This is a genomic window from Pantoea sp. GM01 (assembly GCF_000282675.1).
Classification (GTDB): Bacteria; Pseudomonadota; Gammaproteobacteria; order Enterobacterales; family Enterobacteriaceae; genus Pantoea; species Pantoea nemavictus.
This window is the reverse complement of sequence record NZ_AKIU01000033.1, coordinates 57,046-74,407: the sequence shown is the minus strand read 5'-3', so window position 1 is coordinate 74,407 and position 17,362 is coordinate 57,046. Positions and strand designations below refer to the sequence as shown.

Below are 17,362 nucleotides of genomic sequence, written 5' to 3'. Positions count from 1 at the left end.
AACGTCACAAGATTACGGACTTTTCCCTCTCCCGCAAGCGGCAGAGGGGATCGTTCGCAATTGGATTAGCATTAACCGAACATGACTTCAGCCCAGCGGGCTAAACCGGCGGTGACCGAGCCGAAATCATCGCCGCTGGCGATAGGCGTATCGGGCAATGCCTGCTGCAGGGCGGCGCGCAGTATCGGTGAACGCGCGCTACCGCCTGTCAGATAGATCACTTCTGGTTTGGTTTCGCAGGTGGCGAGCGCCAGATGGACCTGCTCAAGAATCCGCTCCAGCGGCTGATTAATCGCCTCTTCCAGCTGTGTCGCGCTGATCTGCGCCTGTAGCTGAGCGGCGATAAATGCCAGCGATGCATCCGTTTCTGCCATTTCCGATAGCGCGATTTTGCTCTCTTCAGCGGCGCGAACTAAGCGATAGCTCAACTTCTGCTGCCACACTTTCAACAGGTGCGCCACTTTGTCGCTGTGCTCGGCGTCGCGAATCAAATCGCGCAGCAGTTTGCCGCTGGCCGCAGAGTAAAAATCGCTTTGCGCCGGGACATCGTTGATCGCCACGGCATTCCACCACGGCAACGCGGGCAGCGCGGTGCCTTTCTGGGTATTGCCGCCGAGACCAAGCAGCGGCATCAACGTTTTAAATGCCAGCATGATGTCGAGATCGTTACCGCCCACGCGGCAACCGCTGTGACCGAGCAGACTTTCACGACGATCGGTTTTGTTGCGCCATTCCGGGCCCATCAGCAGCATCGAACAGTCGGTGGTTCCGCCGCCGATATCCACCACCAGCACGCGTGTCTCTTTCTGCAGCGTGGCTTCGAAATCCAGTCCCGCCGCCACCGGCTCAAACTGGAACTCCACGTCACGGAAACCGGCACGCTGCGCCGCACGCAGCAAAATACCTTGCGCCTGTTGGTTGGCGTCTTCACCGCCTAATCCCTGGAAGTTAATCGGGCGACCAATCACGGCTTGCTCAATCGGGCGATCGAGTTGAGTCTCACCCTGCTGGCGGATGTGCAGCATCATGGCGCACACCAGATCTTCGAAGAAAGCGATTTGCTGCGGTTTCAGGCCGTTGGCACCGAGGAAGGATTTCGGTGATTTCACAAACCACACTTCCTCGGGATCGACCATATACTGCTGTAGCGCAGTCAAACCGAACTGCACGCTGCCTGGCGTGACGTCGATATCTTCTTCGCGGTTATAACGCAGCGCGCGCTGCAATAATGCCGTACCTTCGCTGTCTGGCGTGGGCACCTGATGATGGCGATGCAGCCATTCGCTGATCGCTTCGCGCGTGGGTGCACAAATCATGGAGGGAAGCAGGCGCTGACCATTCTCCAGTGTCAGCAGGCGCGGCGTGCCATTCTCGCTGACTGCAATTGAACAGTTAGCCGTGCCGTAATCGAATCCGATAAACATATTTATCCCCCATGCCGGAAAAAAGGGGGCGACTTTAGCGCAGCCAGCGCGGGCTGGCAATGGGTAGACGTGGCAGATTACATCTGTACTTCCTGATAAACGTGATACTGACCACGACCTGCATGTTTTGCGCTGTAACAGGCGACGTCAGCCTGTGACATCACCACATTACTGATGCAGTTGTGTTCATCGATTTGCGTGATGCCGGCACTTGCGCCGACGTGATAAGGCTGATCCTGCCATATAAAGCGATAGTCGCTCACCGCAGCAACAATGCGCTGCACCACATCCCGCACCTGATCGACTTCGCAATTTGGCAGCAACAAGCCGAATTCATCGCCGCCGAGCCGCGCTAACAGATCGCTGCTGCGCAGATGATGTGGCATCAGTTCAGCCAGTTCGCGCAGCAGCGCATCGCCAGCGGCGTGCCCGGCGGTGTCGTTAACGGCTTTGAATTTATCAAGATCGATAAACACCAACACATGCTGCGTTTTATGGGTCGCCGCATCATGCACCAACTGCTTCAGACGCTGCTCAAAACTGTGACGGTTGGGCAGGCGCGTCAGCATATCGTGAGAGGCGCTGTAGCTCAGACGCTTCATGACCTTACGCGATTCACTCACATCCTGAATAACCATCACCGCACCAATGCTGGCGCCGGTTAAGGTTTTTAGCGGCGTGATGCTGTAATGGATCTCCACATGCGCGCCATCTGGCGTATGCAGCACCAGCTCCTCATCGAGGTCGGGCGAGATTTTCTCCCCCGGCAGCTGGCATAACAGCAGGTTATCGACGCGCGGACCTGCAGCACCACGCGTGATATTCAGTAATTCGGTGATCGGCACGCCCGCGGCTTTTTCCTGTGACCAGCCGCTCAAGGTTTCTGCCACTGGATTCATAAAGGTGACGCGCATTTCATCGTCAGTGCTGATTACCGCTTCGCCGATGGAATCAAGGGTGATCGCCATGCGCTCCTTCTCCTGGAACAAGGCTTCGTTCAGCGCGCGTAGCGGCGTGATGTCCTGGCAGATGCCAAGCATGCGCTCAATATGCCCATCCTGGCTGAGAATGCGGTTGGCCTCGGAGCGTACATAGCGCGGCCCCTCCGGCAAATTGATGCGATACTCCAGTTGGAAAGCGCTACGGCGCTCAATGGCCTGCTGCACCGCCAGCGCTGCGCTTTCCCGCTCGGCCGGATCGAGCAGATGCACCCAAAGATCATAGGTTGGGATTTGCTGCGGACTTAAACCAAAGAGCTCATACATGCGCTTATCCCACAGCATTTCGCCGGTTAGCAGATTCCACTCCCACACGCCAATACCGCCGGCTTCGTTCGCCAGCGTGATGCGCTCCATCAGGCGGCGATTCACCTGCTCGCTCTGCTTCAGCTCTGAGATATCGATAATCTGCGCGATGAAATAGTGCGGCTGCAGCGCGGCGTCGCGCACCATCGAAACCGTCAGACGCGCCCAGACGATCTCGCCATCTTTACGGAAATAGCGCTTTTCCAGGGTGTAAGTCATGATGTCGCCGGCTATCAGGCGTTCCAGCTGCTGCAAATCGCTGTTGAGATCGTCTGGATGGGTGATTTGCTGGAAGGTGAGCTTTTTCAGTTCATCTGCCGGGAAGCCAAGCGTCTGGCACAGCGACTGGTTTACCTGCTGCCAGCCTCCGTTTGGGGAAACCAACGCCATGCCGATGGCTGAATACTCCATGGCGTTACGAAAGCGGGTTTCACTCTCGCTGATGTGATGTTTTTCGCGCTGGAAGGCATCCATCACCAGCGCCATGATGTGGCTCGGCAGCAGCACCAGCAGGAACGGCAGCCAGGTATTGGCCTGGCCGAGCAATAGGCCATTTTGCGCCAGGTTGACCCAATTAAAGGCAAGCAGAATCGAAATGAAACTCGCATTGAGGAAAATAAGCAGAAACGCTTCGAACTTGGGCAGGCGCACCGCGCACCAAAACAGGATCACCACAATAAAGGTGAAGGGCCACGGCAAAAAACGCAGCGATAAATAACTGGCGAGCAGCGTGCCCAGCAATGTCAGACAGGTTTCCAGCTGGCGGCCCGGGGTAATCAGCTGACGCAGCGGCTTATTTGGCCACAGCAGCAGCACCGGACCAAACGCCAGTACGCCAATCACTTCGGAAATCACCCAGGTGGAGAAAAAGGGCAGTGACGCGTTATTGCCGACATGCAGCATCCACAGCGCAACCACACCGCCTAACAGCGGAGCGATCAGGCCCGCGCACAAGGCAAAACGCACCCAGTCAAGCAGCGAGTTAAGCGGGGCGCGGCGATCAAGCAGCGCGCGCAACATCAGGCCGCCCAGAATGGCTTGCACCATATTGAGGATAGCGAATTTGATATTGCTCAGCGCCGGGCCAATGATGATGAGGTTAGCCAGCGCGGTACCCATCACACAGGCGAGCAGTAACAGCGGTACGCGTTTTGAGGGCGCACGAAATACCAGCACCGTCATCAGCGCGGTAGAGTACCAAAGCGGGGAGATGCGTCCACTGACGACAATCAGTTCCAGACAAAACAGCGTCAGGAGAAAGGCCAGCCCACCCATGATCAGGGCATTAAGCCAAATTCGCTGGGGGGCGTGCTGTGAGGTTAATATTTCGAGGGTCATGCAAGAATCCAGCTGCGCCGCAGGGAAAATGCGCTAATCAATCTCTATTTTGCATGCTAGCACATCTGTTTAGGATGTCTGCGGAGAAATCTATTTTGGTGTTTATTCACTGAATTGATTGGCCCTTTGCAGACAAAGGGCTGATTCGTGTTAGCGGAAAAGATCGGCGCGAGTGAAAGGTTTTTCTAAACCGGCAAGATTTGCGGAGAAGCGCTCAAGGAACTGTTGTGTGGTCGCTACCCGGCCATGACCTAATAGCAACAGCGGCACCAACAGCGCTATGCCGATCTGCGGCAGGCTAAAGCCTTTGAGCGCGGTACGGCGCTGGGTAAGCAGAAATGCCGTGCTCAGCGTGAAGCCGAGCATCAGTCCAGCTAACACTTCGCTTTTGGAGTGCGCGTGAATCACCAGTCGCGAGAAGCCCACCATTAACGGAATTAAATAACCGATGCCGATGGTAAACAGGCGCCAGCGCGGTGACCAGCGGCCAGAAATCAACCACATCATCACGGGCCACAGCGTGGCCGACATCGCACTGTGTCCGCTGAAGCCGGTAAAATTAAATCTGGCGCTACCAATGCCAAAACCGAGAAACAGAATTTTCGAAATGCTCACCACCAGGCCAGCGAGACCAAACGCCAGCACCCAATACCAAACGGTTTGGCGGTTGTCGCTTTTCCATGGCAATACCAGCGCGATAATCACCGCGGTGGGGATCAGCAACATGCTGTCGCCAAAATAGGTAAGGGTTTTCCAGCTCATACTTTTCCTTGCGGCTACATTCGGAGTGCCAACGCCAGCTACAGTGTTGGCAGATGAACAGTGTATCGATTAAGCGTCTGGCTGCAAAAGGGGATATTCTGAAAAGCCGTTGGCCCATTTCTCTGGCATCAAACCGGTGAAATACCTATAATTGCCGCCAACTAACCCTCTCATTCGGCCCGTTGCAGCTTCGGCTTAGGCAGGCTCCAGTTATCAGGTCTTAAAAAAGTATGACTGACAAGTCTCATCAGTGCGTGATCGTTGGCATCGCAGGTGCATCTGCATCCGGAAAAAGTCTTATCGCCAGCACGCTCTATCGTGAAATCCGTGACCAGGTCGGTGACGAGCATATCGGTGTGATCCCCGAAGATGCCTACTATAAAGATCAGAGCCACCTCACCATGGAAGAGAGGGTGAAAACCAACTATGACCATCCGAGTGCCATGGATCATGATTTGTTGTTGCAGCATCTGCGCGCGATTAAAGCGGGACAGGATATTGAACTGCCGGTGTATAGCTATGTTGAGCACACGCGCACCAGCGATTGCATTCATCTCAAGCCGAAGAAAGTCATCATTCTTGAAGGCATTCTGCTGTTAACCGATGCGCGTCTGCGTCAGGAGATGAACTTCTCCATCTTCGTCGATACCCCGCTGGATATTTGCCTGATGCGCCGCATGAAGCGCGACGTTAACGAGCGCGGTCGCTCGATGGACTCGGTGATGAGCCAGTATCAAAAGACTGTGCGTCCGATGTTCCTGCAATTTATCGAACCTTCCAAGCAATATGCTGACATCATTGTGCCGCGCGGCGGGAAAAACCGTATCGCGATTGATATCCTTAAGGCCAAGATTAATCAGTATCTTTAACGACACGGCGTCCGAATTAGCGTGACGCGCTGTCGTCGCCTTTCGCTACACTTAATTCATGGAGTACCTGCGATGAGATTATGCGATCGCGATATTGAAGCCTGGCTGGACAACGGAAAGTTGGCGATTGAGCCACGCCCGCCAGTGGAACGCATTAATGGCGCCACGGTAGACGTGCGTCTTGGCAACCAGTTCCGCACCTTTAGCGGACATACTGCAGCATTTATCGATTTGAGTGGTCCAAAGCATGAAGTCAGTGCCGCGCTGGACCGCGTCATGAGCGATGAGATTGTGTTGCCGGAAGGCGAAGCGTTTTTCCTGCATCCGGGCGAGCTGGCGCTGGCGGTAACGCTGGAATCCGTGACCATTCCCGACGATCTGGTAGGCTGGCTGGATGGCCGTTCTTCGCTGGCGCGTCTTGGTCTGATGGTGCACGTGACGGCGCACCGTATCGATCCTGGCTGGCAAGGCCGTATCGTGCTCGAGTTCTACAACTCGGGCAAACTGCCGCTGGCGCTGCGTCCCGGCATGTTAATTGGCGCCTTGAGTTTTGAGCCGTTGTCGGGCCCGGCAGCACGTCCATATAACCGCCGCGAAGATGCCAAATATCGTGGTCAGCAGGGCGCGGATGCCAGCCGCATCGACAAAGACTAATGCCAACGCTGCTGCAACTTGAAGTATGAAGGCAATGAGGATTTGATGAGAAGAGTGATAACAACACTGGCCATCCTGTTAGTGGTGGTCGTAGCGGGCATGACGGCACTGGTGTTGCTGGTCAATCCCAACGACTTTCGTACCTATATGGTAAAGCAGGTAGAACAGCGCAGTGGTTATCAGCTTCAGGTCAGCGGCGATCTGCGCTGGCACGTCTGGCCGCAGCTTAGCATCCTTGCCGGACGCATGAGTTTGACTGCGCCCGGCGCCACCCAGCCGATGGTGACTGCCGACAACATGCGGCTGGATGTTAATCTGTTGCCCTTGTTATCACATCAGCTCAGCGTCAGTCAGGTGATGCTGAAAAACGCCATCATCCGCGTGACGCCTGAGAGCGCGATGCAGAAACCGGCGGGCGCCCCCGTCGGTCCTGGCGATGCGGAACCGGATAGCGGCACCAATAACGGCTGGTCATTCAATATTGGCAAACTGCGGCTTGCTGATAGCTTGTTGATCTGGCAGCAGCCGGGCGGTGATGAGTACAACTTCCGCGACCTCAATCTCAATCTCGATCAGGATGCCAGCAAGCAGGCCAGCATCGAGCTCGCTACCCGCGTTTCGCGCAATCAACGTAATGTCAGCGTGAATCTCAAAGGCCAAATGAATGTGGCGCAGTATCCGCATCGTTTGGTGGGGCAACTGGATGAGGTTAATTACACGCTGGACGGTGCCAACCTGCCGACGCAGGGGATCAAAGGCACCATACGCGGTCAGGGTGAATGGAATGGCGACCATCAGCGCTTCTCGTTGCAGAAGCTGCAGCTAACCGCCAATGACAGCACGCTGGATGGCAGCGCCGAGGGGCGTCTGGCCCTGCCACAGCAGCTTAATCTGGCGCTGCATGCCACGTCGTTAAATCTGGATAATCTGATGGCGAGCGCACCCGCTACAGATAGCAACGCGCCTCAGCAGGCCAACGTGATACGTACCCCGGTGATCGCCGAGCCGCGTATGCGCGATAACAGCGATTCACCGCTCAACCAAATGGATTTGACGCTCAACCTCGCCGCGGACAGCAGCGTATGGCGCGGTTTGACGCTGACCAATCTGCAGATCGACGCCAGCAATCAGCAGGGCCTGATGACCTTGAGTAAGCTGCAGGGCAAGTTCGGCGACGGCCATTTCTCCGTGCCGGGTGCGGTCGACATTCGCAAACCGGTGACGCAGGTGGCTTTCCAGCCTGAGCTGGATAACATCGCCATTGCGCCGCTGCTGAAAGCGCTCGAACTGCCGGAAACGCTGCAAGGCACCGTCTCACTGAAAGGCGATCTCAGTGGAGCAGGCTTGAGCATCGAAGAGGCAAAACATTACTGGCAGGGCAGTGCCGATCTCGAAGCGGCCAACCTGCAGCTGTCACAGCTGAATCTGCAACAAATGGTGCGTCGTGCCGTGGCGCGCGTCAGCAATCGTGTCACCAACGATCAGCCTGATGAGCAGGGAATTCAGCAGCTGAGCGGTCGGGTTAGCCTTAAGCAGGGCATTATCACGTTACCGGATTTGCAGGGCGGCAACAGTCGCATGGCGGTGCAAACCAAAGGCAATGTGGATATGGTCAAACAGCAGCTCGACATCACCATTAATATGATGCTGCGCGGCTGGCAAGGCGACGACAAGCTAGCCAATCTGTTGAATCAGCAAACCATTCCACTGCGCATGTACGGCGGCTGGGATAATTTGCAGTACTCATTGCCGGTGGACGACGTGGTGCGCCAGCAGCTGCAAAGCGAAGCCAAGTCGCGCTTGAATCAGTGGCTGGATCGCCAGCAGCCCGCGAAGCAGCCTTGAGGATTTCAGGTGCGCAGCTATGCGCACCTGATGTTTATGGGGTAAGCGGAACAATCTCTACTTTCTGTACGCGATGATTTTCTACCTGCAAGGTGCGCAGCAGATAATCGCCAATTTTTAACTCTTCCCCTTCCTGAGGCACATGTTGCAGGCTATCCATCAGTAAACCCGCCAGCGTATGATAATTGCGTTTGTCGTCGAGCGGCAGCTGCACGTAGACCGCTAAATCCTCCAGCGGCATGTGGCCATTTGCCACCCAGCCGCCGTCGGGAAGCGGTTGGATGTCATAGCGCGCGTCAATTTTCTCCCCTTCGTTGGGCAGGTTACCGGCGATGGTTTCCATCAAGTCGCTCAGCGTGACGACACCTTCTATCGAACCGAACTCATCCACCACAAAGGCAAAATGCGTCCGTGCATTACGGAACTGCTCCAGCGCCTGCAGCAACGTGACGCGTTCCGGAAAGATCAGCGGCTGGCGAATCAGCGAGCGTAAGTCGAGTGATTTGCTGTGCAAAGATTGATGCAGCAAATCGATCACGTGCACCACGCCGAGCGGATCGCGGCCGTGTTCGGTGATGAGAATGCGCGTGTGCTGATTGCGATCCAGCTTGGCCATAATCTCCGCGGGATCTTCAGCGAGGTCGATATGCTCGACGTCATGACGCGAAGTCATAATGCTATTGATCTGCCGCTGTCCCAGCCCTAACACGCGCGCAATCATGCGGCGTTCCTGGCGATTGAATAGCGCGCCTTCTTCGCTGTCGCTCACCAGTGAAGCGGTATCCGCATCAAGTTCAGCGCGCTGCGCCTCGCCACGTAGAATACGCAGAACCGCTTCGGAGGTGCGCTGGCGCAAGGGGCGCCCGGCAGTGAGAAAGCGGCGGCGATTAAACATCGCCAGCTGGTTGAGTATCTCAATGACAATTGAGAAACCAATCGCCGCGTAGAGATAGCCTTTGGGAATAATAAAGCCCAATCCTTCGGCAACCAGGCTAAAGCCGATCATCAGTAAGAAACTCAGGCAAAGAATGACAATGGTGGGATGGCCGTTAACGAAGCGCGTTAACGGCTTACTCGCGAGCAGCATCAGAAGAATCGCTACGGTCACCGCAGCCATCATCACGGGTAACTGATTAACCATGCCAACCGCAGTAATCACCGCATCCAGCGAGAAGATGGCGTCCAGCACCACTATTTGCGCCACCACCGGCCAGAATTTAGCACCGTTCTTATTTTGACCCGTTTCCTCGTCAGCACCTTCAAGCCGACTGTTTAATTCCGTAGTGGCTTTATAAAGAAGAAAGAAGCCGCCAGATAGCAGCAGCAGATCGCGGGCGCTGAAAGGGTGATGCCATAGCGTAAACAGCGGTTGCGTTAGCGTCACCAGCCAGGAAAGTGATGCCAGCAGCGCTAAACGCGACAGCAGCGCGAGCAGGAGTCCGATGACGCGAGCGCGGTCACGATCGGTTGGCGGCAACTTTTCGACGAGGATGGCAATGAAAACCAGGTTATCAATGCCCAATACCAGCTCCAGAACGATTAGCGTTACTAATCCTGCCCAGAGCGACGGATCAACGATCCACTCCAACATGCGTTAATCACCTTAATGTCTATGAATTGAGCTTAATCTGATGATAGTGAATCGTAGAAAAGGGTACAAATACGTCCCAGCTCAGTAAATCCGCGTATCAGCTTAAACATAGCGAATATTCTTGATTGCTGATGGGTAAGGATAAGACGAAAGTATGGATAAACAACTTAGCTAAGTAACGATCGCTATTAATTGTTCCAGGCAGGCAAGTGCGTGCAATTTTGATGCAAAGTAATTAGAGGCTGAGTATCGAATTATTCTGATTTTTGCTGAGGAATGGGCTGAAAGCGCTGGCATCAATACTTATGGCTGGTAGTCTTTTTCCTAAAATAGTACATGCAAGACGGGGCCTACTTGTAAACAAGCCAGTAATAACTAGTATAGCAACGTGCTAGTAAATGTCTGCGCCAAAGCTGTTAATAGCGCGCTCCTTAGCCTTCTAATGTTGTGAATTGTGATCGTGCGCGGGCCACGACCGGTAATTAGCGCATAAATACCGCATAAAAACAGGCTGTAAATAGGATGATTTAAGCGGTATTGGCAGCGACAGCCAAGGGCGGTAGCGTGCCAAAAGTGCTTTCTGTACGGTAATAAAGTCTGTCATTGTGGCAAGGGAAGTCAGACTAATCTGTTGGTATTCATCATAATTCTCTTGCTTACTAAAGCGAGAATGAGTTTGGCCTCAGAGAATTTGCCGCAGATTGCCTCAACAAATGCAGCGAATATATCGCTCATTTATTACACAGGCTTGAGGCGTTAGGGATTAGGGAAATAATATAAAAGAGTTAAATATGCGCGATAACGAAATTACATATAAAAGTCTTCTGACCAAAATTTTACTGGCGTGCTCGGATTTAATTTGTTTCAACGCGGCGTTGTTTATTGCCATGGCGTTGATTAATTCGTTCACAGATTCTCCGCTGGCAGATATATCTGAAAAATACCTGCATTTAAAAATCGCTACACACATTGCGCTTTCGGTTATTTGCGTAGGCTGGTTCTGGGTTCGACTGCGTCATTATACGTATCGCAAACCATTCTGGTTCGAGCTCAAAGAGATATTTCGTACCATTCTTATTTTCTCTGTCATTGATTTGTCAATTTCAGCGCTTTCACAGTGGCAAATGTCGCGTTTCGTCTGGGTCATGACCTGGATTCTGGCACTGATTCTGCTTCCTTTAGCGCGTGCTATCTCTAAACGTGTACTGAATCATTTCGGCATGTGGAAGAAGCAAACCATCATTATCGGTAGCAGCCGCAACGCACAGGAAGCCTGGCAGGCGCTGCAGAGTGAAGAGGTGATGGGTTTTGATGTCATTGCCTTTTTCGACGTCGATAAAAGTTGCCCACAAGCCAGCATCGCCGGCGTACCCGTTCTGCATAATGAGCAGGAGCTGTGGCAACTGACCAACAGCGAAACCCAGTTCATCGTGGCGGTGGAGTTCGAACAGAGCCAGCATCGCGATCACTGGCTGAAAAACCTGGCGAAGCATAACTGCCGTTCGGTTTCAGTGATTCCAACGCTGCGCGGTGTACCGCTCTACGGCACCGACATGGCCTACATCTTTAGTCATGAAGTGATGATTCTGCGTGTTAACAATAACCTGGCGAAACGCACTTCGCGCTTCCTGAAGCGTGCATTCGATATCGTCGGCGCGTTGGGCATTATTCTGGCGCTGTCACCGGCATTGCTGGTTCTGGGCTTTATGGTCGGCCGTGATGGTGGGCCGCCGATTTACGGTCACGAACGTGTGGGTATGAATGGTCGAAAATTCAAATGCCTGAAATTCCGCTCAATGGTGATCAACTCGAAAGAGGTGCTGGAAGAGGTACTGCGTACCGATCCGGTGGCACGCGCCGAGTGGGATAAAGACTTCAAACTGAAGAACGATCCGCGCATTACCAAAGTCGGTCACTTCATCCGTAAAACCAGTCTGGATGAGCTGCCGCAGCTGTGGAACGTGGTTCGTGGTGATATGAGCCTGGTCGGTCCCCGCCCGGTGATTGAAGATGAACTGTGCCGTTATGCGGGTGACGTCGATTATTACCTGATGGCAAAACCAGGCATGACGGGATTGTGGCAGGTTAGCGGTCGTAACGACGTTGACTATGAAACGCGCGTCTATTTCGACTCGTGGTATGTGAAGAACTGGTCGCTGTGGAATGACATCGCGATTCTGTTTAAAACGGTTGGCGTAGTGCTTAAACGCGATGGCGCCTATTGATAGACAGCGAGGCCGGGGAAGGGCAGCAACGTCCCCGGTTGAAAACTGCCGGTGCTGGGTGTGTCGTGATATAAACAACAGCCGTTAATGCACCCGATTAAACGGGTTATTTGCCGGTTGATGAAATACCCACTTTAATTGATGTCGTCTTTAGACACGGTGACAACATAAAACCAAGGGAGCGAATAATAATGACCCACAGTTTCAGTGTTTAACCCGTCACATTAATTTTTTGTAAGACGCTTACACAGCGGGCGATTTCGCCTCTATCAATCATTAACTGATAGCGAAGAATCAGATGATAATGAAAATTAAATTGATACCTTTACTGGTATCCGCGACTTTTCTCTCCGGATGTACCATTGAACCGGGTTCTCACCTTTCCACCAGTGGAAAAGATGTCATTGAGCAACAGGATAGCAACTATGACATCGACAAATATGTAAACGTCTTCCCGCTCACGCCGCGTCTGGTTGAACAGATGCGTCCGAAGCCGTTAGTCGCGCAGGCTAACCCCTTGCTGCAAAATGAGATCCAGAGCTACGAATACCGCATCGGCGTGGGTGACGTGCTTAACGTTACCGTCTGGGATCACCCAGAGTTAACGACGCCAGCGGGCCAGTACCGTAGCGCCAGCGACACCGGTAACTGGGTGCAGGCTGATGGCACGATCTTCTACCCATACATTGGTAAAGTCCGCGTCGCGGGCCGTACCGTGACCGAGATCCGCACCGAAGTGGCGCGTCGTCTGGCACAGTTCATTGAAAGCCCACAGGTTGACGTTAACGTTGCCTCGTTCCGTTCGCAGAAAGCCTACATCACCGGTTCTGTGACCACCTCGGGACAGCAGCCAATCACCAACGTGCCGCTCACCGTGCTTGATGCGGTTAACGCCGCCGGCGGCCTGGCCGCTGACGCAGACTGGCGCAACGTGGTGCTGACGCACAACGGTAAAGAACAACGTATTTCGCTGCAGGCGCTGATGCAAAATGGCGACCTGAGCCAAAACCATCTGCTCTATCCGGGCGACATTCTGTACGTTCCGCGTAACGATGATCTGAAAGTCTTTGTGATGGGCGAAGTGAAGCAGCAGTCAACGCTGAAGATGGACCGCAGCGGCATGACTCTGGCTGAAGCGCTGGGCAACTCGCAAGGTATGGATCAGACCACCTCTGATGCCACCGGGGTGTTCGTTATTCGTCCAATTCGTGGCACCAACCGCACCAAGATTGCCAACATCTATCAGTTGAATACCAAAGATGCGGCTTCGATGGTGATGGGCACCGAATTCCAGCTTGAGCCGTACGACATCGTCTACGTCACCGCCACGCCAATTACCCGTTGGAACCGTGTGATTTCAGGCCTGCTGCCGACCATCGTGGGTGTTGATGATGCCAGCTCCGCGGCACTTCGTTTCCGTAACTGGTCGGACTAAGGGTCCGCCATGATTAAGTCCGTGTTAGTCGTCTGCGTCGGCAACATTTGCCGCTCCCCCACCGGGGAGCGTCTGTTCAAGCGCGCGCTACCTAATCTCCGGATCGCTTCTGCAGGGCTGGGTGCTCTGCAAGGCTATCCGGCGGACCAGAAGGCCATTGATGTCGCCGCCGAACACGGCGTGTCGCTCGAAGGCCATCAGGCGCAGCAGTTAACGGCCAGTATGTGCCGTGACTACGACCTGATTCTGGTAATGGAAAAGCGGCACGTTGAGCAGGTGAATCGCATCGATCCAGCCGCACGCGGAAAAACCATGCTGCTTGGGCACTGGCTCAACCAACAGGAAATTACGGATCCGTACAAAAAAAGTCGCGAGGCCTTTGAAGAGGTCTACGGGTTACTGGAAAACGCTACCCAGAAATGGGTCAACGTATTAAGCCGATAGTTGGGATTATCCATGAATATCAAAAACAAGGTTATGACCGCGCCAAAGGAAGATTCGAATGGATGGGATCTGGCGCATCTTGTGGGACAGCTGATTGATCATCGCTGGATCATTGTTGCCGTTACCGCATTCTTCATGCTGGTGGCGACCCTCTACACACTGTTTGCCACGCCAATCTACAGCGCCGATGCCATGGTGCAGGTTGAGCAGAAGAACACCGCATCGGTTCTGAACGAACTGCAGGACGTGCTGCCCGCTACGCCGGCTTCCGATACCGAGATTCAGATTGTTGAGTCGCGTATGGTGCTGGGTAAAACGGTAAACGACCTCGGTCTGGATACTGTCGTACAGCAGAACTACTTCCCGGTGATTGGTAAAGGTTTGTCACGCCTGATGGGCAATAAGCCAGCCAATATCGCTATTTCGCGCCTGGAAATTCCACGCACAATCGAAAAGCGTACCGTGCAGCTGGAAGTCACCGGCCCGGATACCTATACCGTCACCAACGATGGTGATGAGCTGTTTAAAGGTCGTGTTGGTCAGCTGGAGCAGCATGGCGATGTGACTATGCTGGTGAGTGATATTCAGGCGGATGAAGGCACCAGCTTCAATGTCACCAAACTCACTGATTTGCAGGCGATTAAAAACGTTCTGGGCGCGCTGACGGTAGCCGATAAAGGCAAAGCCACCGGTGTGTTGGGTCTTGAGTTCCAACACGAAGATCCAGAGCAGGCCAGCCGTATCCTGAACCAGATTGTTAATAATTACCTGCTGCAGAACGTAGAGCGCAAATCCGAACAAGCAGAGAAGAGCCTTGAGTTCCTGCGCGGACAGCTGCCGAACGTACGCGCTAAGCTGGATGATGCTGAAGATAAGCTGAATACCTTCCGTCGTCAGAACGAGTCGGTAGATATGTCGCTGGAAGCGAAATCTGCGCTGGATTCCTCTGTCAGCGTGCAGACTCAGCTGAACGAGCTGACGTTCCGTGAAGCGGAAGTATCGCAGCTGTTCACGAAGGATCACCCGACCTACCGCGCCCTGCTGGAAAAACGCAAAACGCTGGAAGGCGAGCAGGCACAGCTGAACAAGAAAATTGCCGGCATGCCGCAAACGCAACAAGAGATTCTGCGTCTGACGCGTGATGTGCAGTCAGGTCAGGAAATCTACATGCAGCTGCTGAATCGTCAGCAAGAGCTGGGTATCAGTAAAGCCAGTACCGTGGGTGATGTACGTATCATTGATGGTGCTGAAACAGCAGCAAGTCCTGTTGCACCGAAGAAGGCGCTGATCATTGCTGCCGGTCTGATTCTGGGCCTGATGCTGTCGGTAGGTCTGGTGCTGCTGAAAGCGCTGTTCCATCACGGTATCGACAACCCAGAGCAGTTGGAAGAGCTGGGCATGAACGTCTATGCCAGCGTACCGCTCTCTGAATGGCAGCGTAAGAAAGATACCGAAGCGCTGGCGCGTCGCGGTCACAAAGAGAAGAGTGACCCGCACAACACGCTGCTGGCGTTGGGTAATCCAACTGACCTGTCCATCGAAGCGATTCGTAGCCTGCGTACCAGCCTGCACTTCGCGATGATGGAAGCGAAAAACAATATCCTGATGATCACCGGCGCTAGCCCAGGCATTGGTAAAACCTTTATCTGTGCCAACCTGGCAACGCTGGTATCAAAAGCGGGTCAGCGTGTGCTGTTCATCGATGGTGATATGCGTCGCGGCTATACCCATGAATTGCTGGGTGCGGATAACAAATCTGGCCTGTCTAACGTGCTGTCAGGTAAGAGCGAGTTCTCACCGGCGATGATTCAGAAGGGCGTTTACGGCTTCGACTTCCTGCCGCGTGGCCAGGTGCCACCAAACCCATCTGAGCTGCTGATGCACCGTCGTATGAGCGAGCTGCTTGATTGGGCCAGCAAGAACTACGATTTAGTACTGATCGATACGCCGCCGATTCTGGCCGTCACCGATGCTTCAATCATCGGTAAGCTGGCAGGTACATCGCTGATGGTGGCGCGTTTCGAAACCAACACCAGCAAAGAACTGGATGTCAGCTACAAGCGCTTCGCGCAGAACGGCATCGAAATTAAAGGCGTGATCCTCAACGCCGTAGTACGTAAAGCGTCGAATGCCTACGGTTATGGCTACGACTATTACAACTACGAATACGGCAAAGAGACCAAGAGCTAAGCAGTAACCATGTGGGGCGGTTTACCGCCCCTTTTTTATGGTGAATAGGGGTTAAGCCAGGTGCGCAACAATGCGCACCCTACGCCTTGTAGGGGCGCCATCAATGGCGACCGGTGAGCAATTTAAGGGGTGCGTTTTGCATCCTTACACATACACACAGCACAGTCTTAGGTATTCCCGTGATGGTACGTACAGTCTTAATGAGAAAAGAAACTAACGGCATGATTTTTCAGAGCAAAGCCGATTCCTTTCTCAGGGCTGAACGCGTTACCGTTGAATCTGGAACAGCTGTTTAAGAGGTGCTGGCAATGCAGGACATCCGCTTCTCAATTGTAATTCCCGCGTATAACGCGTCGAAATCGATTGTAACGACGCTAGATTGCGTCAGAGCGCAAACTTACCGCAATTTTGAAGTGATTATTGTGGATGACAAATCGGCCGATGCGGCCGAACTGGCGCAGGTGGTACGCGGTGAGCGTTATCAGGATCTGGACATCAAACTGGAGCTGTCTGAGGTCAAACTCAACGGCGCCGGCGCCCGTAATAAAGGTATCGAATTGGCCACGGGCGACTTTATCAGCTTCCTTGATGCTGATGATGAGTGGCACCCGGACAAGCTGCTGACGGTCAGTGAAACCATCGCCAAACTGGAGGCGCAGGGCAAATCACGCTACGTCATCTTTAGCCAGGTGAACATCCATCAGGATGGCAGCTTCCTGAAGGTGATGCCGATGCAGCCGCCCGGTAAAAATGAAACCGTGGCGGAATATCTGTTTGGCTGTTACGGCTTTATTCAGACCAGCACCATTGTGCTGAAGCGTGAAGATGCCGCGCAGATTCAGTTTGATGCGCGTTATATCCGCCATCAGGATTACGATTTCTGCATCCGTGCCGATCGCATGGGTTACGCCTTCGTGATGATCGACCAGCCGCTGGCGACTTACCATCTGGTGACCAAGTTTGGTTCCAAGCACAAGGGCGAGTCGGTGAAATACTCCTTCTTCTGGCTGGATACCATGAAGCCGCATCTGACGACGCGCGATATCCATACCTACAAAGCGTTCAAGCTGCCGCTGCGCTACAAGATGGATGGTAAATCGCTGCAAGCCAGTCTCAGCTTTGCGCGCTACTTCTTCCTCACCAATCGTGATAACCGCGCTTACTTCATGAATCGCTTACTCGATAAGGTGAAGTCGCGCTTTTCTGGTAGAAGAGCCGTTTCCTGATTCACATTTTTTAGACTTTCACTTGCTCCCATCACGGGGGCAATTTTTTGGTTCC

General features: G+C 53.7%; 12 protein-coding genes. 8 read left to right on the top strand and 4 right to left on the bottom strand.

The genetic code is table 11. From position 1 onward, the window contains the following. Positions 1 to 71: 71 nt before the first annotated feature. From yegD to PMI17_RS10010, 3 genes are all read right to left on the bottom strand, one after another. Entirely contained in the window at positions 72 to 1,424 is a 1,353-nt protein-coding gene (gene yegD, locus PMI17_RS10020; protein WP_007888959.1) for a molecular chaperone, read from the bottom strand. 77 nt (positions 1,425 to 1,501) lie between these two features. Beyond that, positions 1,502 to 4,066: a diguanylate cyclase gene (locus PMI17_RS10015; protein ID WP_007888957.1), complete on the bottom strand. Its 2,565-nt coding sequence runs from the start codon at positions 4,064 to 4,066 to the stop codon at positions 1,502 to 1,504. Positions 4,067 to 4,216: 150 nt separating this feature from the next. After that, positions 4,217 to 4,828: a phosphatase PAP2 family protein gene (locus PMI17_RS10010; RefSeq protein WP_007888956.1), complete on the bottom strand. Its 612-nt coding sequence runs from the start codon at positions 4,826 to 4,828 to the stop codon at positions 4,217 to 4,219. Between the two features lie 230 nt (positions 4,829 to 5,058). On the opposite strand from PMI17_RS10010, the gene udk reads away from it, so the two are divergent. From udk to asmA, 3 genes are all read left to right on the top strand, one after another. Next, positions 5,059 to 5,697 carry a uridine kinase gene (udk, locus tag PMI17_RS10005; protein ID WP_007888949.1) on the top strand — a complete coding sequence of 213 codons (639 nt, stop codon included), beginning with the start codon at positions 5,059 to 5,061 and terminating at the stop codon, positions 5,695 to 5,697. A gap of 72 nt (positions 5,698 to 5,769) precedes the next feature. Then, entirely contained in the window at positions 5,770 to 6,351 is a 582-nt protein-coding gene (dcd, locus tag PMI17_RS10000; protein ID WP_007888946.1) for a dCTP deaminase, read from the top strand. 45 nt (positions 6,352 to 6,396) lie between these two features. Then, on the top strand, positions 6,397 to 8,196 hold the full coding sequence (gene asmA / locus PMI17_RS09995; protein ID WP_007888944.1) for an outer membrane assembly protein AsmA: 1,800 nt from the start codon (positions 6,397 to 6,399) through the stop codon (positions 8,194 to 8,196). 34 nt (positions 8,197 to 8,230) lie between these two features. On the opposite strand, the gene PMI17_RS09990 is transcribed toward asmA, so the two are convergent. Then, the gene (locus PMI17_RS09990; protein ID WP_007888942.1) at positions 8,231 to 9,787 is read right to left on the bottom strand and encodes a TerC family protein; all 1,557 of its coding nucleotides are present in this window, start codon (positions 9,785 to 9,787) and stop codon (positions 8,231 to 8,233) included. A 791-nt stretch (positions 9,788 to 10,578) separates the two neighbouring features. Between PMI17_RS09990 and wbaP the strand changes: the two genes are divergently transcribed. The 5 genes from wbaP to PMI17_RS09965 all read left to right on the top strand — a co-directional run bounded on the left by wbaP (position 10,579) and on the right by PMI17_RS09965 (position 17,307). Next, positions 10,579 to 12,012 (top strand): undecaprenyl-phosphate galactose phosphotransferase WbaP, encoded by a 1,434-nt coding sequence (gene wbaP / locus PMI17_RS09985; protein WP_007888939.1) that lies wholly within the window; start codon positions 10,579 to 10,581, stop codon positions 12,010 to 12,012. A gap of 304 nt (positions 12,013 to 12,316) precedes the next feature. Further along, the gene (locus tag PMI17_RS09980) at positions 12,317 to 13,447 is read left to right on the top strand and encodes a polysaccharide export protein (RefSeq protein WP_007888937.1); all 1,131 of its coding nucleotides are present in this window, start codon (positions 12,317 to 12,319) and stop codon (positions 13,445 to 13,447) included. Between the two features lie 9 nt (positions 13,448 to 13,456). Beyond that, positions 13,457 to 13,891, top strand: a complete 435-nt coding sequence (locus PMI17_RS09975; RefSeq protein ID WP_007888932.1) for a protein-tyrosine-phosphatase — start codon at positions 13,457 to 13,459, stop codon at positions 13,889 to 13,891. A gap of 12 nt (positions 13,892 to 13,903) precedes the next feature. Then, positions 13,904 to 16,081 (top strand): tyrosine-protein kinase Wzc, encoded by a 2,178-nt coding sequence (gene wzc / locus PMI17_RS09970; RefSeq protein ID WP_007888931.1) that lies wholly within the window; start codon positions 13,904 to 13,906, stop codon positions 16,079 to 16,081. Positions 16,082 to 16,389: 308 nt separating this feature from the next. Beyond that, positions 16,390 to 17,307, top strand: a complete 918-nt coding sequence (locus tag PMI17_RS09965) for a glycosyltransferase family 2 protein (protein WP_007888930.1) — start codon at positions 16,390 to 16,392, stop codon at positions 17,305 to 17,307. The last annotated feature ends 55 nt before the right edge of the window (positions 17,308 to 17,362 follow it).